The sequence below is a fragment of the Actinoalloteichus sp. GBA129-24 genome (assembly GCF_001941645.1).
Taxonomy (GTDB): Bacteria; Actinomycetota; Actinomycetes; order Mycobacteriales; family Pseudonocardiaceae; genus Actinoalloteichus_A; species Actinoalloteichus_A fjordicus.
In genome coordinates this window covers 6,444,215-6,467,172 of sequence record NZ_CP016077.1, presented here as the reverse complement: position 1 = coordinate 6,467,172, position 22,958 = coordinate 6,444,215, and the positions used below count along the sequence as shown (strand labels likewise).

General features: G+C 69.8%; 20 protein-coding genes. 8 read left to right on the top strand and 12 right to left on the bottom strand.

What is annotated here, in order from left to right; genetic code table 11:
• Positions 1-190 precede the first annotated feature (190 nt).
• The 6 genes from UA75_RS27715 to UA75_RS27695 all read right to left on the bottom strand — a co-directional run bounded on the left by UA75_RS27715 (position 191) and on the right by UA75_RS27695 (position 7,024).
• Complete coding sequence (locus tag UA75_RS27715) at positions 191-2,002, bottom strand: acetyl/propionyl/methylcrotonyl-CoA carboxylase subunit alpha (RefSeq protein WP_075742744.1); 1,812 nt, start codon at positions 2,000-2,002, stop codon at positions 191-193.
• A gap of 129 nt (positions 2,003-2,131) precedes the next feature.
• Entirely contained in the window at positions 2,132-3,562 is a 1,431-nt protein-coding gene (locus tag UA75_RS27710; protein ID WP_075742743.1) for a dicarboxylate/amino acid:cation symporter, read from the bottom strand.
• 70 nt (positions 3,563-3,632) lie between these two features.
• Positions 3,633-3,719 (bottom strand): putative leader peptide, encoded by an 87-nt coding sequence (locus UA75_RS35255; protein ID WP_404800004.1) that lies wholly within the window; start codon positions 3,717-3,719, stop codon positions 3,633-3,635.
• Positions 3,720-3,838: 119 nt separating this feature from the next.
• Positions 3,839-5,140: a DUF418 domain-containing protein gene (locus tag UA75_RS27705; RefSeq protein WP_083683685.1), complete on the bottom strand. Its 1,302-nt coding sequence runs from the start codon at positions 5,138-5,140 to the stop codon at positions 3,839-3,841.
• Positions 5,131-5,760: a Maf family protein gene (locus UA75_RS27700; protein ID WP_075742742.1), complete on the bottom strand. Its 630-nt coding sequence runs from the start codon at positions 5,758-5,760 to the stop codon at positions 5,131-5,133. Before UA75_RS27700 ends, UA75_RS27705 begins: the two co-directional genes overlap by 10 nt.
• Before the next feature lie 298 nt (positions 5,761-6,058).
• Complete coding sequence (locus tag UA75_RS27695) at positions 6,059-7,024, bottom strand: LysR family transcriptional regulator (protein ID WP_083683684.1); 966 nt, start codon at positions 7,022-7,024, stop codon at positions 6,059-6,061.
• Positions 7,025-7,141: 117 nt separating this feature from the next.
• On the opposite strand from UA75_RS27695, the gene UA75_RS27690 reads away from it, so the two are divergent.
• From UA75_RS27690 to UA75_RS27675, 4 genes are all read left to right on the top strand, one after another.
• A complete protein-coding gene (locus UA75_RS27690) occupies positions 7,142-8,260 on the top strand; it encodes a PrpF domain-containing protein (RefSeq protein WP_075742741.1) in 1,119 nt (372 codons plus the stop codon).
• A gap of 137 nt (positions 8,261-8,397) precedes the next feature.
• Entirely contained in the window at positions 8,398-9,492 is a 1,095-nt protein-coding gene (locus tag UA75_RS27685) for an ABC transporter ATP-binding protein (RefSeq protein WP_075742740.1), read from the top strand.
• On the top strand, positions 9,489-11,198 hold the full coding sequence (locus UA75_RS27680) for an ABC transporter permease (protein WP_232237494.1): 1,710 nt from the start codon (positions 9,489-9,491) through the stop codon (positions 11,196-11,198). The genes UA75_RS27685 and UA75_RS27680 overlap by 4 nt, the downstream gene beginning before the upstream one ends.
• Positions 11,195-12,304: an ABC transporter substrate-binding protein gene (locus UA75_RS27675; protein WP_075742738.1), complete on the top strand. Its 1,110-nt coding sequence runs from the start codon at positions 11,195-11,197 to the stop codon at positions 12,302-12,304. The genes UA75_RS27680 and UA75_RS27675 overlap by 4 nt, the downstream gene beginning before the upstream one ends.
• A gap of 663 nt (positions 12,305-12,967) precedes the next feature.
• Here the strand turns inward: UA75_RS27675 and UA75_RS27670 are convergent.
• Both UA75_RS27670 and UA75_RS27665 read right to left on the bottom strand, forming a co-directional pair.
• On the bottom strand, positions 12,968-13,450 hold the full coding sequence (locus UA75_RS27670) for a helix-turn-helix domain-containing protein (protein WP_075742737.1): 483 nt from the start codon (positions 13,448-13,450) through the stop codon (positions 12,968-12,970).
• Between the two features lie 348 nt (positions 13,451-13,798).
• Positions 13,799-15,781 carry a Xaa-Pro dipeptidyl-peptidase gene (locus UA75_RS27665; protein WP_083683682.1) on the bottom strand — a complete coding sequence of 661 codons (1,983 nt, stop codon included), beginning with the start codon at positions 15,779-15,781 and terminating at the stop codon, positions 13,799-13,801.
• Positions 15,782-16,307: 526 nt separating this feature from the next.
• Between UA75_RS27665 and UA75_RS27660 the strand changes: the two genes are divergently transcribed.
• Positions 16,308-16,736, top strand: coding sequence for a YciI family protein (locus UA75_RS27660; protein ID WP_075742736.1), 429 nt, complete (start codon positions 16,308-16,310; stop codon positions 16,734-16,736).
• Between the two features lie 127 nt (positions 16,737-16,863).
• Here the strand turns inward: UA75_RS27660 and UA75_RS27655 are convergent, their stop codons facing one another.
• The 3 genes from UA75_RS27655 to UA75_RS27645 form a co-directional block, all read right to left on the bottom strand.
• Positions 16,864-17,256 (bottom strand): VOC family protein, encoded by a 393-nt coding sequence (locus tag UA75_RS27655; RefSeq protein ID WP_075742735.1) that lies wholly within the window; start codon positions 17,254-17,256, stop codon positions 16,864-16,866.
• A gap of 207 nt (positions 17,257-17,463) precedes the next feature.
• Positions 17,464-17,688 carry an acyl-CoA carboxylase subunit epsilon gene (locus UA75_RS27650; protein WP_075742734.1) on the bottom strand — a complete coding sequence of 75 codons (225 nt, stop codon included), beginning with the start codon at positions 17,686-17,688 and terminating at the stop codon, positions 17,464-17,466.
• 166 nt (positions 17,689-17,854) lie between these two features.
• A complete protein-coding gene (locus UA75_RS27645; RefSeq protein ID WP_075742733.1) occupies positions 17,855-19,498 on the bottom strand; it encodes an acyl-CoA carboxylase subunit beta in 1,644 nt (547 codons plus the stop codon).
• A gap of 297 nt (positions 19,499-19,795) precedes the next feature.
• Between UA75_RS27645 and UA75_RS27640 the strand changes: the two genes are divergently transcribed.
• Positions 19,796-20,659 carry a biotin--[acetyl-CoA-carboxylase] ligase gene (locus UA75_RS27640; RefSeq protein WP_075744290.1) on the top strand — a complete coding sequence of 288 codons (864 nt, stop codon included), beginning with the start codon at positions 19,796-19,798 and terminating at the stop codon, positions 20,657-20,659.
• Between the two features lie 29 nt (positions 20,660-20,688).
• On the opposite strand, the gene UA75_RS27635 is transcribed toward UA75_RS27640, so the two are convergent.
• On the bottom strand, positions 20,689-21,171 hold the full coding sequence (locus UA75_RS27635; RefSeq protein WP_232237492.1) for a TFIIB-type zinc ribbon-containing protein: 483 nt from the start codon (positions 21,169-21,171) through the stop codon (positions 20,689-20,691).
• Positions 21,172-21,366: 195 nt separating this feature from the next.
• Here UA75_RS27635 and UA75_RS27630 point away from each other — a divergent pair, with 195 nt between their 5' ends.
• Both UA75_RS27630 and UA75_RS27625 read left to right on the top strand, forming a co-directional pair.
• Positions 21,367-21,903, top strand: coding sequence for a PH domain-containing protein (locus tag UA75_RS27630; RefSeq protein ID WP_157434467.1), 537 nt, complete (start codon positions 21,367-21,369; stop codon positions 21,901-21,903).
• A complete protein-coding gene (locus tag UA75_RS27625; RefSeq protein WP_075742732.1) occupies positions 21,900-22,859 on the top strand; it encodes a hydroxymethylglutaryl-CoA lyase in 960 nt (319 codons plus the stop codon). The genes UA75_RS27630 and UA75_RS27625 overlap by 4 nt, the downstream gene beginning before the upstream one ends.
• Positions 22,860-22,958 lie beyond the last annotated feature (99 nt).

Here is a 22,958-nt window from a genome sequence, read left to right as displayed (position 1 = left end):
GCCCATCTGCCGGGACGAGAACGAGTTCTGCCCCCGGCCGTCGAGGGCTGAAGCGCGTCGAGGCCGGGCCGCCCGCTGCGACCAGACGGCTCGGCGAGCGACGGAGCCGACGCCGGGCGAGGCCAGGTGCCGGGAGGCGCTCGCCTCGTTTCCGCTCGCCGAGCCCTCGATCCGCAGGCTCGCCGCGTCGTCAGTCCTTGATCTCACACAACACGCTGCCCTGTCCGACGGTGGCCCCGGTCGTCGCGGACAGTCCGCTCACCGTGCCCGCCTTGTGCGCGACGACCGGGTTCTCCATCTTCATGGCCTCCAGCACGACGAGCAGATCACCGGCGGCGACGACCGACCCGTCCGTCACGGCGAGCTTGACGACGGTGCCCTGCATGGGTGCGGTCACGGCGTCGCCGGAGACCGCGGCCTTCGTGCTGCCGCGTCCCCTCCGGCGGGGTGCGGTCTTCGTCTGCGCCGGTGCCGCGCCCGCGATACCGGCGGGCAGTGTCACCTCCAGCCTGCGACCGCCGACCTCGACCACCATCGTCTGTCGTTCCGCCGGTGCCTCGGCATCGGTCTCGGCCGGGCCTGCGAACGGCGGGATCGTGTTGTCGAACTCCGTCTCGATCCACCGGGTGTGCACGGCGAAGCCGTCTGCGGCGGTGAACGCCGGATCGGCCACCACCGCGCGATGGAAGGGCAGCACGGTGGCCATGCCCTCGACGACGAACTCGTCCAGCGCCCGCCTCGCCCGGCGCAGCGCCTGCTCACGGGTGCTGCCGGTGACGATCAGCTTCGCCAGCAGCGAGTCGAACTGACCGCCGACGACGCTGCCGCTTTCCACACCTGCGTCGACGCGGACGCCGGGGCCCGCCGGGGCGACGAACCGGGTGACGGCACCGGGGGCGGGTAGGAAGTCCCGGCCCGCGTCCTCCCCGTTGATGCGGAACTCGATGGAGTGGCCGCGTGGGGCCGGGTCGCCGTCGTAGGTCAGTCGCTCGCCTGCCGCGATGCGGAACTGCTCGATCACCAGGTCGATCCCGGAGGTCTCCTCGCTGACCGGGTGCTCTACCTGAAGGCGGGTGTTGACCTCGAGGAACGAGATCGTCCCGTCCGTCCCGACGAGGAACTCCACGGTGCCTGCACCGTGGTAGCCGGCTTCGAGACAGATGGCGCGGGCGGCCTCGTGGATGGTCTTGCGCTGCTCGTCGGTGAGGAACGGCGCCGGTGCCTCCTCGACGAGCTTCTGATGCCTGCGCTGCAATGAGCAGTCGCGGGTGCCGACGACGATCACCGTGCCGTGCTGGTCGGCCAGCACCTGCGCCTCGACGTGGCGAGGTCGGTCCAGGTAACGCTCGACGAAGCACTCGCCGCGCCCGAACGCACTCTGTGCCTCGCGCACCGCGCTGTCGAACAGCTCCGGGACCTCCTCGACGGTGCGGGCCACCTTCAGCCCGCGTCCGCCGCCGCCGAAGGCCGCCTTGATCGCCACCGGCAGGCCGTGCTCCGCCGTGAAGGCGAGGATCTCCTCCGGTCCGGACACCGGCTCTTTGGTGCCCGGCACCAGCGGGGCGCCCGCCCGCATCGCGATGTGGCGTGCGGTGACCTTGTCGCCGAGGTCACGGATGGCCTGCGGGCCGGGACCGATCCAGATCAGACCTGCGTCGAGGACGGCCTGGGCGAAGTCGGCGTTCTCGGAGAGGAACCCGTAACCGGGGTGCACGGCGTCGGCGCCGCTGCGCCGGGCGGCGTCGACGATCTTGCCGATGTCCAGATAGCTCTCCGCGGCGGTGCTGCCGCCCAGTGCGAACGCCTCGTCGGCGAGCCGGACGAACGGTGCATCCCGATCCGAGTCGGCGTAGACCGCCACGCTGCCGAGGCCTGCATCCCGGCAGGCTCGCACGACTCGGACGGCGATCTCGCCCCGGTTGGCGACGAGTACCTTGCGCAACGGCTGGGCGCGGACCTGCTCGGAGGCCTTCTCGACCTTCTCGGCTACCGGATCGGGCACGATGCTCCCTCCTCGACCCGACGGCCGTCGGTGGCCTGCGGGCTTCACGAGACGTGACCCGTGGAGTCTAAGAGCCGGACCCGAGCGGGTCCTACGCCCTGCTCATTGTCGTCGCATCCTCGCCGACGGTCAGCGCCTCTCGGCGGCGCCGACCTTGTCGCCGTCACCTGCCGACGCCTGCGCCGACCCGTCCGCCGCCTCGGCGTCCTCCTGCTTCGAGTCCGTCTCGTCGGAGGAGGGCTGCGCGGTGGCCCTCGGGTCGAGCAGGTGCCTCTCGGTGGAGTTGAGGACCTTGTCGTCCAGCAGTCCCTCGTTGCGGGCCACCAGCACCGGGATGGTGATCTGACCCGCGACGTTTGTCGCGGTGCGGATCATGTCCAGGATGGGGTCGATGGCCAGTACCAGCGCGATGCCCTCCAGCGGGAGGCCGACCGTGCTCAGCGTGAGGGTCAGTGCGGTGAACCAGCCCGCCACGCCTGCGCTCGCACCGGTCGCCACCACAGGGACCAGGGCGATCAACACGTAGTCGCCGAGGGAGAGCGGCACGCCGTAGACCTGCGCGATGAAGATCGTCGCGATGGCGGGATAGATCGCCGCGCAGCCGTCCATCTTCGTGGTCACGCCCAGCGGCACCGCGAAGTCGGCGTAGCGCCGGTCGACGCCCAGGTTGATGGTGGTCTGGCGGGTCAGCGGCAGGGTCGCTCCGGAGGAACGGGAGACGAAGGCGAACTGGAGGACGGGCCAGACCTTGCGGAAGTAGATGCTGGGCCGGACCTTGGCGAACACCCGCAGCAGCAGCGGGTACACGCCCACCAGCACCACGAGGCAGGCGACGTAGACGCCGATGCCCAGCCGAGCCAGCGGGGCCAGCGTCTCGCCGAGTCCGTAGGTCGCCACGGCGCGGCCGATCAGACCGAGCACGCCGATGGGGGCCAGCAGAACCAGCCACCACAGCACCTTCTGCACGATCTCCAGGATCGAGCGGTTGACGGCGACGAAGGGCTCCGCACGTCGGCCCAGGCTGTAGGCGGCGGCCCCGACGAGGACCGACACCACCACGACCTGGAGGACCGCGCCCTCCGCGAAGGCGGCGAACAGGTTGCTCGGCACGAGCCCGGTGACGAAGTCGAGCCAGCTGCCCGGCTCGCGTTCGGCCAGTTCCTCGACGGCCGCCGGGTCCGGGGTCAGCTCCAGCCCGCGCCCCGGATTGCTGATCAGCCCGGTCGCGATGCCGATGAGCACCGAGATGAAGGCCGTCGTGGCGAACCACAGCAGTGTCTTGCCGCCGAGGCGGGCGACCGCGGCAGGCCCTCGGCCGAGGTCACGCAGGCTGGCGATGCTCACCACGATCGCGGTGAACACCAGGGGCACCACGGTCACCTGGAGCAGGCTCACGAAGGTCGAGCCGAGGGTCTGGAGGGTGACGGTGAGCCATTCCAGGCTCAGCGCCCGCGCGGTCAGACCGAGGACCACGCCCAGCGCGAGCGCGAGGAGGATCTGAACGGCGAGGGGGATCTTGACGAGTCTTCGTCGTGCGGGCGCGGCAGAGACAGAGGACACGAGGACGCTCCGAGCGAGTTCGCGGGTGAGGGTGACGGACCGGACTTGACGAGCCGGATGGGGTGAGCCGTCAACCCGGACAGACGGCGCTGGCCTGCCGACACAGATCCACGTGTCGGCGGCTGGTCAGCAACGGTCGTCGCGATCGGATGCGCATAACGCTGGTATTCCACGCCTGTCAGGAGCAGGAAATTCCTTCTGCCGACTGACTGTAGGCACGCTCACACCAACGGGCGAGACCTGAATGGGTTATCTCAACTGCCGGGAAGCAGTTGGTTACGTTGTGCGCTTGGCCTCGTCGCTCGGTGCGACGCGGGCGGCGAAGGAGTGCAGGAGCTGCTCCAACGGCCCTCGGCCGACGAACCGTCGCCAGACCATCGCGAAGCAGGCTGCCATGACGATGAAGCTGATCAGTACCGGGAAGTCCAGCTCCGGCGGCACCGAACCCAGCATCGCCAACCCGACCAGATGGCCGCTGTAGATCGTCAACGGCATCGAGCCCACGGCGCTGATCGGGCTGAAGAGCAGCCGGATGACCCCGACGCGCAGCAGGAACAGGCACGCCGCGACGACCAGCAGCGCCACGCCCGTGGCGCCGACGACGTCGAACGGGGTCCCCGAATGGGGTGAGGCGATCGAGAGCCAGGCCGGGTCGGTGGTCGGGACCGTGCCGAGCATGCCCCAGCGGATGCGCTCGTCGAGCGCCGCGACGGCCTCGCCCGATCCCGGCGGCGGCGAACCGAACGGCGTGGGCGGCAGGCCGCCGGCGAGGAGTTCGTGCAGTCGCGCCCTGGCACCGAAGCGGGTCGAGACCAGCCATGAACCGCCGTAGCCGAGCAGCACGGCGACGACGCCCGCTGCGGCCGTCCACGCCGCCGTCCGTGCCCGACGCAGGTCGAGCCTGCCGAGCACCACCCCGGCGAGCACGAACGGCAGCCAGGTCAACGCCGGATAGGTGCCGGTGACGAACAGCGCCGACAGCCCGTCGCCCTCGGCGAGCGAGAAGGTGGTGTATTCGAAGGGGCCGTTCATCGGCTCGACGGCGCCCCGGATCGCGAAGGACAACAGTGGTCCGCCCACCGCCAGCAGCCCGGCGCACAGCGCCACCACCAGCGGTCGCAGCCACAGCAACGGCAGCGCCAGCACGAAGTAGATCGCGTAGTAGCAGAGGATGACCAGCACGTTGGTCCCGAGCGCGGCCAGCAGCAGGCCGAGCGGAAACAACAGCAGCGCACGCAGCAGGATGCGCAGGGCCGCCGTGCGCCGTGCGGCGCCGTGAACCGGGTTCGAGCCGCCCGTGAGCAGGGCGAGAGACAGGCCTGCCACCAGCGCGAACAGCGCGGAGGGGAAGCCGTGGAAGATCCACATCGCCTCCCCGGCGCCGCCGTCGCGCGGATGCGGTCCCAGATGCGCCGCGAACATGCCCAGCACGGCGAGACCCCGCGCCGCGTCCACGCCGATCAGCCGCGCGGTGTCGCCCGCGCCGATGCGACCGGCGGTGTCTGCTGCGGCGGCTCTGCCTGCGGTGTCTCCTGCGCTCGCTCCGCCTGCGGTACGCCCCTCGCCTGCTAACGCCACAGCGACACCACGCTCACGTCCACGGCCTCTAGCAGCCTGCGGGTCAGCGGCAGACTGATCCCGATGACGTTCGAAGGATCACCCTCGATGCCCTCGACGAACCAGCCGCCCATACCGTCGAGCGTGAAGCCGCCCGCGACCGCCAGCGGTTCGCCGGTCGCGAGATAGGCCTCGAGATCCGCCTCGCTCGGCTCGGCGAAGCGCACGGTCGTCCCCGCGATGCCCTCGGCCGTCTTGGTGGTCCTGCCGCCCTCGACGCGGATGACCGAGTGCCCGGTGAGCAGCTCGCCGGTCGTGCCTGCCATCTGCTCCCAGCGCGCACGGGCCACCTCGACCGTGCCCGGCTTGCCGACGGCCTCGACGCCGTCGGGACCCTCCACCGCCAGCATCGAGTCACAGCCGATGATCACCGCGTCGGGAAACTCCTCGGCCACGCTGAGCGCGACCGCCTCCGCCTTCGCGGCGGCGAGCGCCACCACCAGTCGGGGCGGGTCGGCCCGCCGCAGGCCTCGGATGATCGCGTCCTCATCGACGCCGGAGACGCGCACGACGGGATCGATCCCCGCCGTCTTCAGGACGTTGAGCCGGGCCGGGGACGCCGAGGCGAGAATGAGACGCACAGTGCAGAGACTCTAGTCCCGACCGTGTCGGCTGCGGATGGGCTCACCCGTGCGCTGCCGACCGCCGAAGACCGGGACCGGGCCGGGCCTGGACCGAGGCCGTCTTCGGCTGCGGACGGCCATGGCGGCGGTGCGCGATTTCCGGTGGCTGCCCGTCTCGCCCTGCGGTTCGTGCGCCTCCCGCGCGGCCGGGGCCGTCGCGCCCCTGCCTGCCGCCTGCACGCTCGTCGGCTCCGTGCGTCTGTCTGCTGCCCGGTGTGCTGCGGCAGGTCGCCAGAGCGCACGCGGCGTACCCGGTTCAGTCGAGCTGCTCGGGATTTCCGGTGGTCTCGATCCGCCGGGTGCTCCTCGCACCGACCTGAGTCGCCAGACCCTGCGCGACCTCGACGAACACGCGTTCCGCCGCCGTCTCGGTCGGCGTGGGCCGTCGGGCGGCGAGCCGAGCCAACAGGATGCGTCGAGTCGGTGCGGAGGTGAGCGGGATGACGGCGATGCCCGATCGCAGATTGGTCAGCGCCAGTCGAGGTGCCAGTGCCATTCCGAGGCCGATCGCGACCATGGCCTGTGCCTCCTGGTAATCGTGCGCGTGAAAGGCGATCTGTGGTTCGAAGCCCGCCGCGTGTGCGCTGCGGGCCAGTACCTCGGCCACCGGATGATCATCGGCACGAGTGATCCAGGTCTCGTCGGCCAGCTCGCGCAGGTTCACCGAGGTGCGGCCCGCGAGCGGGTGATCGTGGGAGACGATCAGCGCGGTGGGATCGGCGAGCAGCGGAGTCAGCGCCAGCGAGGGGTCGTCGACCCGTGACCAGTCGTAATCCCAGAGCAGGCCGAGTTCGATCTCCCGACTCTCCAGCATGTTGCGCAGCCCCGCGAGCTGCGCGCTGCGCACCACGAGCCGCACCGCCGGATGTGCCCGGCCCAGCCCGCGCACGACCAATGGCAGGAGTGAGGAACCGGCGGTCGGAAACGAGCCGATCCGCAGCTCGCCGGAGCGCAGCCCGGCGATGTCGTCGAGTTCCGCGCGCGCCGCCTGCAACTGACGATCGATCCGCTGCGCGTGCTCCACCAGCGCACGTCCCGCCAAGGTCAGCTCCACGCCGCGCGCATGGCGCTCCACCAGCGGCTGACCTGCCTCGATCTCCAGTTTGCCGATCTGCTGTGACACCGCCGACGGTGTGTAGGCCAGCGCCTGCGCCGCCGCGGTCAGCGAGCCGTGCGCGGCCACCTCGGCGAGCAGCAGCATCCGTCGAACGTCGAGCGTCATGACCCCAAGCCTTAAGCAGAACTGAACGGGACCGCACTTCTTCGTGATTGTACTGAAGGCTTGACTGCCGCAGTCTCTACTCCCGTGAGTCGCCGAACGAGTGTGGAAGGACGTCGGGTGCTGCGCCTACCAGGGACGTTGATGCGTGGGGGCACCAGCAAGTGCTGGATGTTCGACGAAGCCGCCATGCCTGCCGAACCGTCGCTGGACCGAGTGCTCGCCGCCGCCTTCGGCTCCGCCGACCCTCGGCAGATCGACGGCGTCGGCGGGGCGACCTCGACGACGTCCAAGGCGGCGATCGTTCGGAAGTCCGTCGATGCGGACGTCGACGTCGAGTACCTCTTCGCCCAGGTCGGCATCGGCGTCGTCGGCGTGGAGTGGGGAAGCAACTGCGGCAACTGCGCCACCGCCGTCGGCCTGTACGCGCTCCAGACCGGGCTGGTCCCGGCGACCGACCCGGTCTCCGTGGTTCGGATGCGCAATCGCAACACCGAAGCCGTGTTGACCGCCACCGTCCCCACCCCGGACGGCATCGTGCCGGAGCTCGGCGGGCAGACCGTCCCCGGCTCGACGGCGGCAGGCGTGCCCGTGGCGCTTGGCTTCCTCAACCCCGCCGGGACCAGCACCGGGAGGCTGCTGCCCACGGGAAACCCGGTGGACCGGGTGGACTCGGCCGAGGCGACGCTGATCGACGCGGGCGCCCCCGCCATGCTCGCCGACGCCGTGCGGCTGGGCGCCACCGCGCACGAGTCGATCGAGGAGTTCGAGGCCTTCGTGCCCGAACTCAGCAGGCTGCGCAGGCTCGGCGCCCTGCGCATGGGGCTGGACTCTCCCCAGGATCCGGTGCGCCACGGCGTGCCGAAGGTGGGGGTCGTCGGAGCCCCCGGGCCGTACCGGACCTCGGCGGGCGTCGAGGTGCCTGCTGCCGATCACGACCTCGCCGTCCGGATGCTCTCGATGCACGCTCCGCACCCCGCCATCGGCCTGACCTCGGCAGTAGCGGTCGCGACGGGGGTCGTGACAACGGGGACGCTCGCGGCGACACTGGCCGGGAACCGGCCGTCGGAGATCTCGATCCGGCTCGGCACCCCGGCGGGCGTGGTGCCTGTCGACATCGATCTCGACGACTCGGGAGCGGTACGAGCGGTGACCCTGCACCGTGCCGCGCGGCGAATCGCGACTGCGGAACTGCTGGTTCCGGTCCGAGTGCCCGTTCCAGGTTCGCTCGCGCCCTGACCACTCCTCGGGCGCAGACGCGGCGCGCGACCGTCGCACCGCGTCCGCCCTCCGGCGAGGACGGCGAGGACCGCCTACGGGCATCAATCTCGGGACCGCGTGCCCTGACACGGCGGCCCGACAGCAAGGGAGCTGTCATGAAGGTTCAGTTGGAGAACATCACGCTCGCCTACGGGGGAGCCGTCGCCATCGACGACCTCGACATCACCGTCGAGGACGGCGAGTCGCTGGTCCTGCTCGGCAAGTCTGGCTGCGGCAAGACCTCGACCATGCGGTGCGTGGCGGGACTGGAGACCCCGACGCGGGGGCGGATCACGATCGGCGACACGGTGGTCTTCGACGCCGAGCGCGGCGTGGCGGTCCCGCCGAATCGACGCAACGTCGGCATGGTCTTCCAGTCCTACGCGGTCTGGCCGCATCGGACGATCTTCCAGAACGTCGCGTTCCCGCTCCGGCAGCAGAAGCTGCCCAAGGACGAGATCCGGCAACGGGTCGCCGAGACGTTGGAGATCGTCGGCCTCGCCGAGTTCGCCGATCGCGGCGCCAGCCTGCTCAGCGGTGGGCAGATGCAGCGGGTGGCGCTGGCCAGGAGCCTGGTGATGCGCCCGAGCGTGCTGCTCCTCGACGAACCGCTGTCCAACCTCGATGCCCGCCTCCGGGACCGGCTGCGGCTGGAGCTGCGCGAGATTCAGCAGCGACTCAACCTGACCTGCGTCTACGTCACCCACGACCAGTCCGAGGCGCTGGCACTGGCCGACCGGATCGCCCTGATGCAGGGCGGGCGGATCGTGCAGATCGACCGACCGGAGCGGATCTACGAGAATCCCTGCTCCGCCTCGGTCGCGGACTTCCTCGGGGTGTCCAACGTCTTTTCCTGCGTCCCGCGCGGCACCACCGAGGGCGGCAGCCTGTTCGGGCTGACCGGCCATGACGTGGAGGTGCTGGCCCAGGACGTGCCCGGGGACCTCGACGCACCCAAGGCATGCATCCGGCCGGAGGACATCCGGTTGAGCGGTGATCCACTGCGCGACGGCAACGACTGGCTCGGCCGGGTCGAGGTGGTCGCCTACCAGGGGGCTTCGGTGCGGTACCGCGTGGCGCTCAAGGGCGGGCCGGAACTCGACGCCGTCGTCGGCAAGGGCACCGCCCCGTTGCTGGAGGTCGGTGCCCAGGTGTGGGCCTCCGCCGCCCCGTCCGCCGTCCAGGTGCTGCCCTCGGAGGTGCGGACGTGAGAACGCTCGTGCGAAGAATCCGTCAAGGCGTGCCCACCGGGGTGCTCCTCGTGGTGCTCGGCATCCTCGTCGTGCTGCCCATGCTGTTCATCGCGCTCGCCGCGTTCAGCGACGACGTCCCCCGACCGGGCTCCATCGGCCTGGACTCGCTCTCCCTGGACAACTTCGCGATCCTCGGCTCCTCGGAGGCGCTGGGAGCACTGGGCAACTCGGTCTTCATCGCCGCGCTCGCCTCGGTGCTCGCCATGGCCATCGGCTGCGGACTCGCGTTCCTGGCCGCGCGGGCCGACGTGCCGGGCAGGCGGTTCCTCTACTTCGTCGGCATCGCGCCGATGTTCCTGCCGTCCCTGGTCGGCGCGTTGGCCTGGTCCCTGCTGGGCAGCCCGGCCACGGGCTTTTTGAACCTCGTGTTCCAGGGCATCGGCCTCGACGTGACGCTGAACATCTACAGCATGCCCGGCCTGATCATGGTGCTGGCGCTCTACTACGCCCCTTATGCGTTCCTGCTGGTCCACGGCGCGTTATCCCTGATGAACCCCGACCTGGAGGAGGCCGCGTTCGTCCACGGCGGCACGCGAAGGCGAACGCTGAGCTGGGTGACCTTCCCGCTGGCACTGCCCGCCATCCTCGGCTCCGGCGTGCTGATCTTCGCGCTCACGATGGAGAACTTCCCCGTCGCCCAGGTGATCGGCAATCCCGGCCAGGTCGAGACGCTGCCGAGTTTCATCTATCGGCTGATGAACGCCTCGCCCTCCCGAGGTACCGAGGCCGCCGCGGTGGCGATCACCCTAACCGCCGTCCTGCTGATCGTGACCGCACTCCAGCAGCGGGCGGTGATGCGCCGGAAGTTCACCACCGTCACCGGCAAGGGCGTCAAGACGAAGCTGGTGTCGCTCGGCCGGTGGCGTTGGCCGCTCTTCGGCCTGGCGCTGGTGTACTTCCTGCTGGCCGTGGTGCTCCCCATCGGCGCGCTGCTGATCTCCGCGCTCCAGAGTTCGCCGTACGTCTCCTCGCTCGGCCAGCTCACCGAGCCGGGGGCGCTGTCCTTCTACATGATCGGGCAGCTCATCCTCTCCCCGGACTTCCTCCAGTCGGCGGGCAACAGCGCGGTGACCGCGATCCTGGCCGCGCTGCTGGGCACGGCCGTCAGCTTCGTCGTCGCCTACACCGTCTATCGGACGAACTCCGCAGGCCGTCGAGTGCTGGAGTTCGTGGCGATGGCCCCGCTCGCGGTGCCCGCCATCGTGCTCGGCCTCGGCCTGCTGTGGACCTGGCTGGTGATCCCGCTGCCGGTCTACGGCACGGTGTTCGTCCTGGTCATCGCCTTCATGGCGGTGTTCCTGCCGCAGGGCTACCGGGGAGTGACCTCGTCGATCCTTCAGGTCGATCGTGATCTGGAGGACAGCGCGGTGCTGTTGGGCGCTCGACGGGCCACGGCCGTGTCCTGGGTGACGCTGCCGCTGATGCGCGTCGGGATGGTCTCGACGGTGCTGCTGCTGCTGATGCTGTGCATGCGGGAGCTGTCGGCGGCGTTGTTCCTGTTCACCTCCGACACCCGGCTGCTGTCGATCCTCATCTTCGACAACTACGACAACGGCGCCATGCAGGGTGCCGCCTCCGTGAGCCTGCTCTACTGCGTGGTGATCCTGATCATCGCGCTGCTGGCCAAGTCGTTCGGAGCCAAGACCGTGGATGGTGCGCGATGAGAAAGACCAGGATTCTCGCCTGCGTCGCCGTGGCAGGCGCGCTCGTGGCCGCAGGCTGTGCCCCGCCGCAGTTCGACCCGGTGGTCGACTCCACGGCAGACGTCGACACCTCCGACGGCCTGGTCATCGACGGCGAGCGCATCGCCGACGCCGAGCTGTTCGAGGCCGCCGTCGAGGAAGGCAGGCTCTCGCTGTACAGCGGATACGTGGAGAACAGTGAGAAGGAGGTCATCAAGGTCTTCGAGGAGGACACCGGAATCTCCGTCGACCTGGTCCGGCTGGTGCCCAACCGACTCTCCGAGCGGGTGCTCAGCGAACAGGGTGCGGGCAGGCTCGGCGCCGACGTCGTCCGCACCTCGGACTTCGACATCGCCACCCGAATGCGCGACGCCGGAGTGTTCCAGCCGCATCGGGTGGCAGGCTACGACGAACTCGACGACACCGTCCGCTACTTCGACGGGGACTTCTACCGCGTCTTCAACCCGCTCTACACCTTCGCCTACAACACCGCACTCGTCGATCCGGCGGACGCGCCGAAGTCCTGGCACGACCTCACCGACCCGAGGTGGCAGGGCGAACTGGGCATCACCCAGGTCGGTGCGGGTGGCAGTTCGCTGACCTTGAACCGCTTCCAGGAGGAAGAACTGGGGCCGGACTTCCTGCCCGCGCTGGCCGAGCAGAACCCCCGGATCTTCGACTCCTCCAGCGCGGCGCTGGAGAGCCTCGCCCGAGGCGAGATCCCGGTGGCCACCGCCGTCGTCAGCAGCGTCAACATCGCCGCCAGCAAGAACGCGCCGGTGAACTTCGTCATCCCCGAGGAAGGGATGGCGGCGTACGACTACTTCGTCGGGATGACCGACTCGGCCGTCAACACCGACGCCGCCGAGCTGTTCCTGGAGTGGAACCTGTCCAAGCGTGGTCAGGACGTGTTCCGCCAGATCGGCGAGTTCCCCGCTCGCGGCGACGTCGAACCGCCGGAGATCCTCGCCCAGCAGTTGCCGACGGCAGACAGCGGCAAGATCGTGCGGATCGATCCCGAGGTGTTGATCGCCTCCGCCGAGGGGGACCAGCGGCGGTGGAACGGGTTGTTCGGGTATCTGGGTTGAGGCGCCTGCCTCGGGCGACGATGCCGGGAGCGGTGTCCGGCCGGGCCAGGCCTACCAGGGAGTGATCGCCGCCCGTGCGGATCGCACGTCGGCGTGCGCGGCTCCGACAGCATCACGACGCCGCACGCCGACCTGAAGTCGGGCACTGTCTTGCCGAGCTGAGAGAGGAACTGCTCCACCGTCTCCGGCGGTCGTCGTCGTGCCTCTACCAGTTCGCGCAGGCAGTTCAGTGTCGGAGCGGGGTAGAGGTCGAGCTGATCCAACAGGAACTCGTCGGGATGTTTGACGTCGATGTCGTAGGGCTTCACCGCAGAGTCGGGGAAGTCCTTCATATTGGCGGTGACGATGACGGCAGCTCCCGCGCAGACTGCCGCAGCGAGGACGTGGCGGTCCTTCTCCTGGTTGGTCATGGTCGGAATCAATGACTCGAATCCGGTCGTCTCCGCATCGCGAAAGGCGGTACGCATGCGCGCGACTCGGCGTCGGGCCGAGTCGACGGTCATGCGTGCCGATGCCTTCGGCAGATTTCGCTCGACCTCCTCCAACACCTGAGCCGATCAGATCGGACGATAGGTGTTCGCCTCCGCCAGACGAAGCAGCACGTCGGTGAGGTTGATCGGGACGAGGACGCACGAATCCAGGAATGCGGGAAAGGCCATCAGCTCATCGAGTTCGGATGAAGTGATCGATGTCGTCGGCGGTGCCGTCCTCACTCGCCGTATGCGTGAGTTCGCCCAGCGTCTCGCGACGGGCCTGCCTGGTGCCCTCCTCGTACTCGAGCACGTCGGCGAGTCGGATGCGTCGGTGACGCCCGGGACGCGTGTACGGGATCTTCTCTTCTTCGAGAAGCTTGATGAGGGTGGGGCGGGAGATATGCAGGAGGTCCGCAGCCTGCTGTGTGGTCAGTACGGCATGACGCGGTGCGATGGTGACCGCCAGCCCTGCGGAGAGAGCTGCCACCGTGTCGCGCAGCACGCCGTGCAGGTCTGCCGGCAGCGTCACCCGTGAGCCGTCGGGGCCGATGAGTTCGGCGTGCTCACCCTGATGGGCGGGCTCTTCAAGGATCAAGGCCAGCTGCCTGAGGTTGGCGTCCGTGTCGTCGTCTGAGGGCGGCAGCACGGTGTGCCCGTCGAGTACGGCAGTCATGTTCCTCTCCTCACTGGCTCGGCCGGATGCCGGGTTGCCTCCTGGCCACTCCAGCTTAAGCCGGGAATTCGAAGGAATCGAAAATTGTGAGGGAGTTCCCCTGTTGCGGGCCCTGATTCACCCAAGCAGGGCAGGATGCGTACTCTCAGTAATTTCGATCAAGGGGCCTGATTCGATGTGGACTCGTGACGGTGTTGAGTCCCGACTCGTTGCGAACGCCGTCACGCTGGTTCGTCCGCCCTGCGCGGGAAGTGATGCCTTCCTGGTCGGTCACGATGGTGGCCGACACGTGGGCCGCCCTGATCAGGCGGCCCGCGTGTCGGCTGGTCGGCCTCTCAGAAGCCCTCCTCAGCCCCGCACCTGGTCGCCGCCCACCAGGATCGTCGGCTCCTCGGGAACGCGGTGTTCACGCACCGTCGGCGGCTCTTCACGGACCGGCCCGAAGCTGATCTGACCGTCCACCAGCGGCACGTCGATGCTGGTGCCGCGCAGGCCGACCGTGAGGGCGGGCGTGCCTGCGGGCGCTCGGAGGTAGCGGGAGTCGCTGCCGCCGATGATCAGTGCGAGCTGATGACCTGCGGGCACCACGTGGTCAGTGGTGGAGAGCCGGAAGGTGACGTCGTAGGACCGCCCCGGCTCCAACGCCTCGCCGTCGGTGCGGGAGGAGTGATTGGCGATGTCCGCCCACCCTCGGGCGAAGATCTCCAGGTCCACGTCGGCGGTGGTCGTCTCGGTGTCGCGGTAACAGGCGTCGTCGAAGGGCGTGCTCTCTCCCCAGCACGACCGGGTGGACAGGGTGCGGATGCCCTCGCCGCTGCCGAGGTAGTCGCGGGTGGTGGCCGGGCCGTAGTCCACCAGCGTCGCCGTCAGATGGCCGACGGGCAGGGAGGAGGACACCGACACGGTCACCGACCCGGTGCCCGCGATCCGGGCGTCCCGGCTCAGCGGCGGGGTGTAGAAGAGCAGCCGGTCGTCGGCGGGCTGGTCGGGTGCCTCGGCCCAGGCGAACTGGTTGCCGCCCGCACCGCGCGCTATGTGCTGGCTCTCCATCGGCGGTTGGCGATGCCTGCCGAGGTGGCCGAGCCCGTCGGTCCCGCTCACCCTCGGCGTCAGCGTGACGTCGGTGGTGGACGCGGGCGGCCAGACCGGTTCGTCCGCCCAGACGTCGGGGGCTCGCTCGATGGTGGCGGCGGGCTCGGTGTCGATGCCGTTGGGCACCTCCAGCAGCCAGCGGTCGAACCAGCGGTGCAGGGTGTCGACCCACTCCGCGCGCCGGAAGTCGAAGGGGTCCACGTGGCCTGCCTGGGTGAGCCAGACCTTGCGCGGCACGTCATGCTCCGCCAAGGCCTCCCACCAGCGGCCGAAGTGGATCATCTTGACGTTGAGATCCCCGAGCCCGTGCACGGCGAGCACGCTGGCGTGCACGTTCGCCGCGTCCTTGGTGTGGTCGCGCTCGTCCCAGAGTTCGGTCCAGTCGCCGTTGATCGGCGCGCCCGCGTCCAGCTCGGCCTTGACGTGCCCGCAGTCGGGTCGGCCGCCCTGCTCCACCGTCCGGGCCAGGCCGGCCGGGGAGTTGCGGAACGCCGCGCCGTCGGAGCCGTAGTAGTCGTACCAGGAGCTGATCGCTCCGATCGGCACGATCGTCTTCAGACCGGGCGTCCCGGTCGCCGCGACGCCGTTGGCGATGGTGCCGTCATAGGACTTGCCGATCATGCCGACCGCGCCGGTGGACCAGTCGGCGGAGGCCTGTTCGTCCCCGGTCGGCGAGGTGTAGCCGGTGGCGGCGCCGTTCAGCCATTCCACGACGGCGGTGGCGGAGGTGACGTCGGAGGGACCGCCGACATCGACGCAGCCCTCGGAGCGGTTGGTGCCCGCGAGGTCGACCAGCACGGTCGCATAACCACGGGGCACGAAGTAGTTGTCATAGAAGAGGGGGAAGCCCTCGGGGCGGCCGGACTCGTCGTAGGTCTTGAGCTGGCTCTCGTTGCCCCGCCCGCAGCAGGAGTAATAGGGGCTGGCGTCCATGATCACCGGAACCGGCAGGCCTGCCTGGGCCGGCTCGGCGGGTCGGATGATGTCGGCCGCTACCCGGTCGGAGATCCCGTCGCGGTCGCCGTCCATGCCGATGTCGACCCACACGGTCTCGCGGATCGCGTCGGCGTAGGAGTGGATCGGGGCGCTCACCCCGCCGTCGAGTGTGAACGCGGTGTCGACGGTCGTCGGGGTCGCCGCCTGTTCCTCGGCCGCCACGGCGGGCAGGGCCGTCCCGGCCAGCAGGGCACCGGCCAGCGGCAGTGCCAGTAATCGTCTCGTCGGTTCTCTCGTCGGCATGGGCGCCTCCTGATCACACGGCAAGGTCGTTTGTCACGCTAACGGCCTGACGAGGGGCGCGACAGATCCATTCGTTGCGGACAGATGACAACTCTCAGCGAGCATCACTGCTGGTGACGGCGCTGTCGGTGATGTCACTGTCTGCGATGCCGCAGCGGGCCCGGCCACGGCTGGACGGCCGTCAGACGGGTCTGGAGCCGGCCGACTCCGGGTCCGGCGCGGCCCGACGATCCAGCCGAGCCGAGCCGGTGCTGGTCGGGCTTCGCCGAGCAGCAGTAGGCGTCCGACGGCACGCCGCGAGGTCCCTCCGCTCGGCCCGCCAGCTCCGCAGCTTGGGAATTTCCGTCAGACCGACGGCTCTCACCTGCGATTATGAGCACCGTCGTTGCCCTGCCGAGATAGACCGGAAAAAACTTCGGGTTCATGTCGATTCCGGGCTCGGCCGTTCGACGCACTGGTGAAGGCAGGGGCAGCGCGGTCACCAGGGCCGTGCTGTGCGACCGGCCCTCACCCGAAGGAGAAGACGATGCGATTCATGATCATCATGAAGGCGACCGAAGAGACCGAGGCCGGTGCGCTGCCGGACGAGGAGCTGCTCGCCGAGATGGGCCGCTACAACGAGGAGCTGGTCAAGGCGGGCATCGTGTTGGCTGGCGAGGGCCTGCACTCGAGTGACAAGGGCGCCCGGGTGCGCTTCAAGGACGGGAAGTCCTCGGTCATCGACGGTCCGTTCACCGAGACCAAGGAACTGGTCGCCGGCTTCTGGCTGATCCAGGTGGCGTCGAAGGAGGAGGCCGTCGAGTGGGCGCGTCGTTGCCCGGCGCCCGCCGAGGGCGAGCAGGAGATGGAGATCCGGCAGGTGTTCGAGGCCGAGGACTTCGGCGAGGAGTTCACTCCCGAGCTCCGCGAGGCCGAGGAGCGCCTGCGTGCCGAGGTCGCCGCTCAGCAGGACTGAAGCGAGGCGCCGCGGGGGCATGGGCGACTCGATGAGTCGCCGGCCCCCGCAGACCTGCGGCGACGGAATGAGCAGCGGGTGGTCCGGGCTGCGCGCGGTCTCCTGCCTACTCCCGCCGGAGTCGAAATCAGGCCGGGCCGAGAAGATCCCAGCGGTTGCCCGCGATGTCGAGGAACACGGCCACGCGACCGTACGGCTCGGTGCGGGGTTCGGTCAGGAACTCGACCTCGGCTGCCAGCATTCGTCGGTAGGACGTCTCGAAATCATCAACGCGAAGGAAGAAGCCCACCCGGTCTGCTGCTTGGCGGCCGAGGGCGGCGGACTGATCGGCGCCGTCGGCACGGGCCAGGAGCACACCGGTCGCGGCACCGGGCGGGCGGACGACGACCCATCGCTTCGCACGTCCGTCGTTGGTGAGCGACGGCGTGTCCTCGACGAGTTCGAACCCCAGCACGTCGACGAAGAACGCGATCGCCGAGTCGTATTCGCTGACGATGACGGCGACCAAGTCGAGATTCACCGCGTCAGCCTAATGCCACGGCCTGCACCGGCCTTGCTCGTCGGAGTTCGCCTGCGCGGGTGATCTCGTGGCTTCGCGCGGCCGGCCGATCGTTCGTTCTCACCATCGCCGACCTCGGCTCCCCGACCCCGGCCCGCCCGCCGCCGTCGTCGTGAGCCGAGAGCGTCGAGAACGGCCATCGGCCGGGAGACCGACGCCCCGGAACACTCAGAAGGCGGAGCGACGCCAGGCCCCCTCGCCCGGCGACAGTGGCCGACGCAGCAGCGCGGCGCGATCCGCCCAGCCGGAGCGGGTCGGCTTCGGCGGCTCACGGACCGGAGTGTCGACGGCCGCGAGCACTGCCGTCAACGCGGCCAACTCCACGTCGTCGGGCTCGCCCCGCACGACGCGGAGCATCGGACGCTCCCTCGGCTGCTCCTGCTGATCCGTCATCCTCGTCCTCCGCTCTGGCCGCCCGATGCGACTCGTCGCCCCGTCGGCCTGTCTGCCCGCTTCCACCCCGTGCTGCGCAGGCTGATCGGGCCGCTCGCCGCTGCCGTCTGTCGTCCCGCCGAGTCCGCTCCGGCCATGTCGCCGGAGCGGACTCACTTCCGGCACCTCACAGCGGAATGTTGCCGTGCTTCTTCGGCGGCAGCGTCTCGCGCTTGTCGCGCAGCAGCCGCAGCGACCGCGCGAGGTAGCCGCGCGTGTGCGAGGGCGCGATCACCGAGTCGACGTAGCCGCGCTCGGCCGCCACGTACGGGTTGCACAACGCGTCCTCGTACTCCTGCTGGAGCCGAGCGCGCAGCGCGTCGGTGTCCGCACCGTCGGCGGCGGCCTTGGCCAGTGTCTTGCGGTGCACGATGTTCGCCGCCCCCTGGGCGCCCATCACCGCGATCTGCGCCGTCGGCCAGGCCAGGTTGACGTCGGCCCCGAGGTGTTTGGAGCCCATCACGTCGTAGGCGCCGCCGAAGGCCTTCCTGGTGATCGTGGTGATCAGCGGGACGGTGGCCTCGGCATAGGCGTACAGCAGCTTGGCGCCGCGCCGGATGATGCCGTTCCACTCCTGCTCGGTGCCCGGCAGGAATCCCGGCACGTCGACGAAGGTCAGCACCGGCACGTTGAACGCGTCGCAGGTGCGCACGAACCGGGCCGCCTTCTCACTGGCGTCGATGTCCAGACAACCGGCGAACTGGGTGGGCTGGTTGGCGACCACCCCCACGCTCTGCCCCTCGATTCGGCCGAAGCCGACGATGATGTTGGGGGCGAACCGCTCGTGGACCTCCAGGAACTCGCCGTCGTCGAGCACCCGCGACAGCACCTCATGCATGTCGTACGGCTGGTTCGCCGAGTCCGGGATCAGCGTGTCGAGCTCGAGGTCGGTTTCGGTGAGCTGCTCGGCGATCGAGCCCGGTCCCGCCGGGGCCGACGGCGGATAGACGGGCGGCTCGCTGAGATTGTTGGCGGGCAGGTGCCCGAGCAGCGACTTGACGTAGGAGATCGCGTCCTCCTCGTCACCACCGAGGTAGTGGGCCACGCCGGACCGGGTGTTGTGGGTGTCGGCCCCGCCCAGCTCCTCGAAGGTGACCTCCTCTCCGGTGACCGTCTTGATGACGTCCGGGCCGGTGATGAACATGTGGGAGGTCTTGTCGACCATCACCACGAAGTCCGTCAAGGCGGGGGAGTAGACGTGGCCGCCTGCCGTGGCACCCATGATCAGCGAGATCTGCGGGATCACGCCGGAGGCGTGCGTGTTGCGGCGGAAGATCTCGCCGTAGAGGCCGAGGGAGACGACGCCCTCCTGGATGCGGGCCCCGCCGCCTTCGTTGATGCCGACGATCGGCCTGCCCGTCTTGAGCGCCAGGTCGAGGATCTTGACGATCTTCTCGCCGTAGACCTCGCCGAGCGAGCCGCCGAAGACGGTGACGTCCTGGCTGAACACACAGATCGGGCGCTCGTCGACGGTGCCGAAGCCGATGACGACTCCGTCGCCGTAGGGTCGGTTGTGCTCCTGTCCGAAGTTGGTGGATCGGTGCCTTGCGTGCTCGTCGAGTTCGACGAACGAGCCGGGATCGAGCAGCATGTCGATGCGCTCGCGGGCCGTCTGCTTGCCCTTGGCGTGTTGTCGCTCCACCGCGCGGGCGGACCCGGCGTGCACGGCCTCGTGGTTCCGGCGCGCCAGGTCGGCGAGCTTGCCCGCCGTGGTGTGGATGTCCGGTTCGACGTCCGACAGGTCCCCGACGGGCTCGGTTGCGCTGCTCATGTGGCCGAGCCTAGCCGGCCCGACTGCGGCTCTCGTAGCACCGGCGGGCCTCATCGTTCGCCGGACCACGTCGAGGTGGGCGAGGAGCCTTCGGTCCTGATGTCGTGGACCTTTCGCCGTGCCACCTTCTCTCGCGGTCCGGCTCTGACCGGGCTGCACGGTCTCGGCGACGTTCGGACCGGTCGTCCTCTCGGCCTGCCTCGGATGCCTGCTCCGGCCCCGGATTCTCCGTGCGCGAGCGCCGGGGGCGGCCCCGGCGCCGAACCCGGCGCAGTCTGTCGGCCGTATGCTCCGCCGATGGCCGAACACCCGGAGCGCACCCCGCTTGACCAGGAAGTCCTTCGAGCGGCCCTGCTCGGGCCCGCAGGCGCCTACGCCGCGCTCGACGTGGTGCCGACCACCGGTTCGACCAACGCGGACGTGGCCGCTGCCGCGCAGGCCGGGGCGCCGGACCGCGTCGTGCTGATCGCCGAGGAGCAGACCGGCGGGCGAGGGCGGCAGAGCCGGGCCTGGGCCTCGCCCGCCGGGGCCGGGCTCTATCTCAGTCTGCTGCTGCGCCCCGAGGGCGTCTCACCCGTTCACTTCGGCTGGCTGCCGCTGCTCGCCGGGCTGGCCCTGACCCGAGCGGTGCGGTCGGCCTGCGGGGTCGAGGCGGCGATGAAGTGGCCGAACGACCTGCTGGTCGGGCCTGCGGAGCGCAAGTGCGCGGGAATCCTGGCCGAGGCGGTGGTGCCTGTCGGCCGGGCGGGTGGCGGCCCGGCGAGCCCCGCCGTGGTCGTGGGCCTCGGCCTCAATGTCGATCACCAGCCCGATGAGCTGCCTGCCAGGCCGACCGGTCCGCAGGCGACGTCGCTGCGCGCCGAGGGAGCCGTGGGCCTCGACCGGGCCGCACTTGCGATCCGGCTGCTCGGCGAGCTGGACACCGTCGAGCGTGCCTGGCGGAGCCAGGGCGGTGACGTCGTGCGGTCCGGACAGCTCGCGGCCTACCGGGAGGCGAGCGCGACGCTGGGACGCCGCGTGCGGGTGGAGTTGGCGGGGGATCACTCGGTGCTCGGCACCGCCGTCGACGTCGACGAGGCGGGCAGGCTCCTCGTCCGTTCCGATTCAGGACGGACCGAGGCCTTCTCCGCCGGTGACGTCGTGCATCTGCGCGCTCGCTGATCGCCGAGTCAAGCCGAGCGGAGGCCGGATCATCGGGCGCGGAGCCTGCGAATCGTCGTGAGCACCTCCGCGCGATTCCCGGCCGCGCTCAGCCACCCGGGCAGGCGAGACACCATGCTGGAGTTGCGTGGCGGTCCGGTGCGCTCGCGCAGCCTCGCGGCGACATGGCGTTCCAGCAGATCAAGGTGCTTCTCGTTGAGTGCCCAGAGCGTGCGGCCGCCGCAGCACTCGGCCTGCCACCACAGCGGGACGCCGAAGAAGGGGTCCACCGGGCCGCCCCACACCGAGTATCTGCCCGCTCCCGACGCCCACTCCGCCCAGTAGGCGCAGTTCGGGCAGGTCAGCCTGCGCGGCCAGGTGCCGACGTAGGCGGAGTCATTCGGCCGTGCGGTGTTCGCCGCGCGCGACCGACAGCGCGGACACACCACGTCGATGGCCTCGGCGGCCAGTTCGACCAGATGAATCCCGGAGTCGTGTGAGCGGAGTCCCAGCGGCGCTCGCTGCGTGTCCATGGCCGCATCCTCCCCCGGAGCGGGTCGCCTGTCGCGGGAGTTCCGGCTGGTCGTCCACCCGGCGGTCGCGGTGTCGAGACGCCTGCGACGCTCCGATCCCTGATCGTCATGGCCGTCCTGCTCCCGCGACGGGCGTCTCGCCGGTACGGTGATCGCGTCGGAGACGACGGCAGGGCCTGATCTGGAGGAAAGACCGTGGGTTACCCGGAGAACATGCTCACCAACGACGAGCATGTCGTCGTCCACAAGCATTCGCACTGGAAGATGATTTTCTGGCCGACGGTGGCCCTCCTGGTGATCGTCGCCGCCGGGGTCTTCGGGGCGATGTTCGTCAACGACCAGGAATGGAACACGATCGGCTGGATCGCGATCGGCGCGATCGGCGCCATCCTGATCATCTGGCTGTTTCTGGTGCCGTTCATCCGTTGGCAGAGCACCCACTTCGTGGTGACCAACGAGCGTGTGATGTACCGGGCAGGCGTGCTGCATCGCACCGGCGTGGATATCCCGCTGAACCGGATCAACAGCGTCCGTTTCGAGCACAGTCTGATAGACCGGGTCCTCGGCTGCGGCACGCTGATCATCGAGTCGGCCTCGGACGAGGCGCTCACCTTCGACGACGTCCCGCAGGTCGAACGCGTGCACGGAATGCTGTACCAGCAGATCGACGAAGGCGATCAGGGCGACTTCTACTACCCGCAGCGCTCCCAGCAGCCGCGTCGGTCGGAATGACGCCCGTCCGCACGCTCGGGCTGCCGCAGCACTCGCCCGCCGTCGACCCCGGTGCGCTGCCCGCGAGGGTGACCATCTGGGAGGTGGGCGCGCGCGACGGCCTGCAGAACGAGTCGACCGTGGTCGGCGTCGACGTCAAGCAGGAGTTCCTGCGCAGGCTCGCGGCGGCGGGGCTGACCGTGCTGGAGGCGACCAGCTTCGTGAGCCCTCGGTGGGTTCCGCAGCTCGCCGACGCCGCCGAGTTGCTGGCCGCGCTGCCGAGGCTGCCGGGCGTGCGATATCCGGTGCTCGTGCCCAACGAACGCGGGCTGGACCGTGCCGTCGAGGCAGGCGTGGCGGACATCGCGATCTTCGCCAGCGCCACCGAGTCCTTCGCCCGCCGCAATCTCAATCGGAGCATGGACGAGCAGTTCGCCATGTTCGAGCCGGTGGTGCGTCGGGCCCGCGAGGCGGGGCTGCGGGTGCGCGGGTATCTGTCGATGTGCTTCGGCGATCCATGGGAGGGCCCGGCAGACCCGGCATCGGTGACCGCCGCCGGACGTAGGCTGCTGGACCTCGGCTGTGAGCAGCTCTCCCTGGGCGACACCATCGGCGTGGCGACCCCCGGCCAGGTGGAGACGCTGCTGCGGTCCTTCGGCACGGCCGGAGTTCCGACGGCGCAGCTCGCCGTGCACTTCCACGACACCTATGGGCAGGCGTTGTCCAACACCTACACCGCCCTGCGCGCCGGAGTGTCCACCGTGGACTCTGCTGCGGGCGGCCTCGGCGGCTGCCCCTTCGCGGGATCGGCGACGGGCAACCTGGCGACCGAGGACCTGGTCTGGATGCTCGACGGCCTCGGCATCGAGCACGGCGTCGACCTCGACGCGCTGGTCCGGACGAGCGTCTGGATGGCCGAGCGGTTGGGCAGGCCGAGTGCGTCGCGCGTGGTGACCGCCCTCGGCGGGGACTCCTGAGGAGCCCTTCGCCGCCGACCGTGCCTCGTGAGGGCGACGGTGTTCGTCGACGTTCCGGCGAGCTCGGGTGCGCCGCCTGGAACACCTGAGCAGAGCCGC

What these genes read in the sequence shown, in the direction of transcription:
- UA75_RS35255 (WP_404800004.1), bottom strand. Translation starts at nt 3,719, where the DNA reads ATGCGCATCCGATCGCGACGACCGTTGCTGACCAGCCGCCGACACGTG.
- UA75_RS27695 (WP_083683684.1), bottom strand. Translation starts at nt 7,024, where the DNA reads ATGACGCTCGACGTTCGACGGATGCTGCTGCTCGCCGAGGTGGCCGCG.
- UA75_RS27685 (WP_075742740.1), top strand. Translation starts at nt 8,398, where the DNA reads ATGAAGGTTCAGTTGGAGAACATCACGCTCGCCTACGGGGGAGCCGTC.
- UA75_RS27675 (WP_075742738.1), top strand. Translation starts at nt 11,195, where the DNA reads ATGAGAAAGACCAGGATTCTCGCCTGCGTCGCCGTGGCAGGCGCGCTC.
- UA75_RS27670 (WP_075742737.1), bottom strand. Translation starts at nt 13,450, where the DNA reads ATGACTGCCGTACTCGACGGGCACACCGTGCTGCCGCCCTCAGACGAC.
- UA75_RS27665 (WP_083683682.1), bottom strand. Translation starts at nt 15,781, where the DNA reads ATGCCGACGAGAGAACCGACGAGACGATTACTGGCACTGCCGCTGGCC.
- UA75_RS27660 (WP_075742736.1), top strand. Translation starts at nt 16,308, where the DNA reads ATGCGATTCATGATCATCATGAAGGCGACCGAAGAGACCGAGGCCGGT.
- UA75_RS27650 (WP_075742734.1), bottom strand. Translation starts at nt 17,688, where the DNA reads ATGACGGATCAGCAGGAGCAGCCGAGGGAGCGTCCGATGCTCCGCGTC.
- UA75_RS27645 (WP_075742733.1), bottom strand. Translation starts at nt 19,498, where the DNA reads ATGAGCAGCGCAACCGAGCCCGTCGGGGACCTGTCGGACGTCGAACCG.
- UA75_RS27640 (WP_075744290.1), top strand. Translation starts at nt 19,796, where the DNA reads ATGGCCGAACACCCGGAGCGCACCCCGCTTGACCAGGAAGTCCTTCGA.
- UA75_RS27635 (WP_232237492.1), bottom strand. Translation starts at nt 21,171, where the DNA reads ATGGACACGCAGCGAGCGCCGCTGGGACTCCGCTCACACGACTCCGGG.
- UA75_RS27625 (WP_075742732.1), top strand. Translation starts at nt 21,900, where the DNA reads ATGACGCCCGTCCGCACGCTCGGGCTGCCGCAGCACTCGCCCGCCGTC.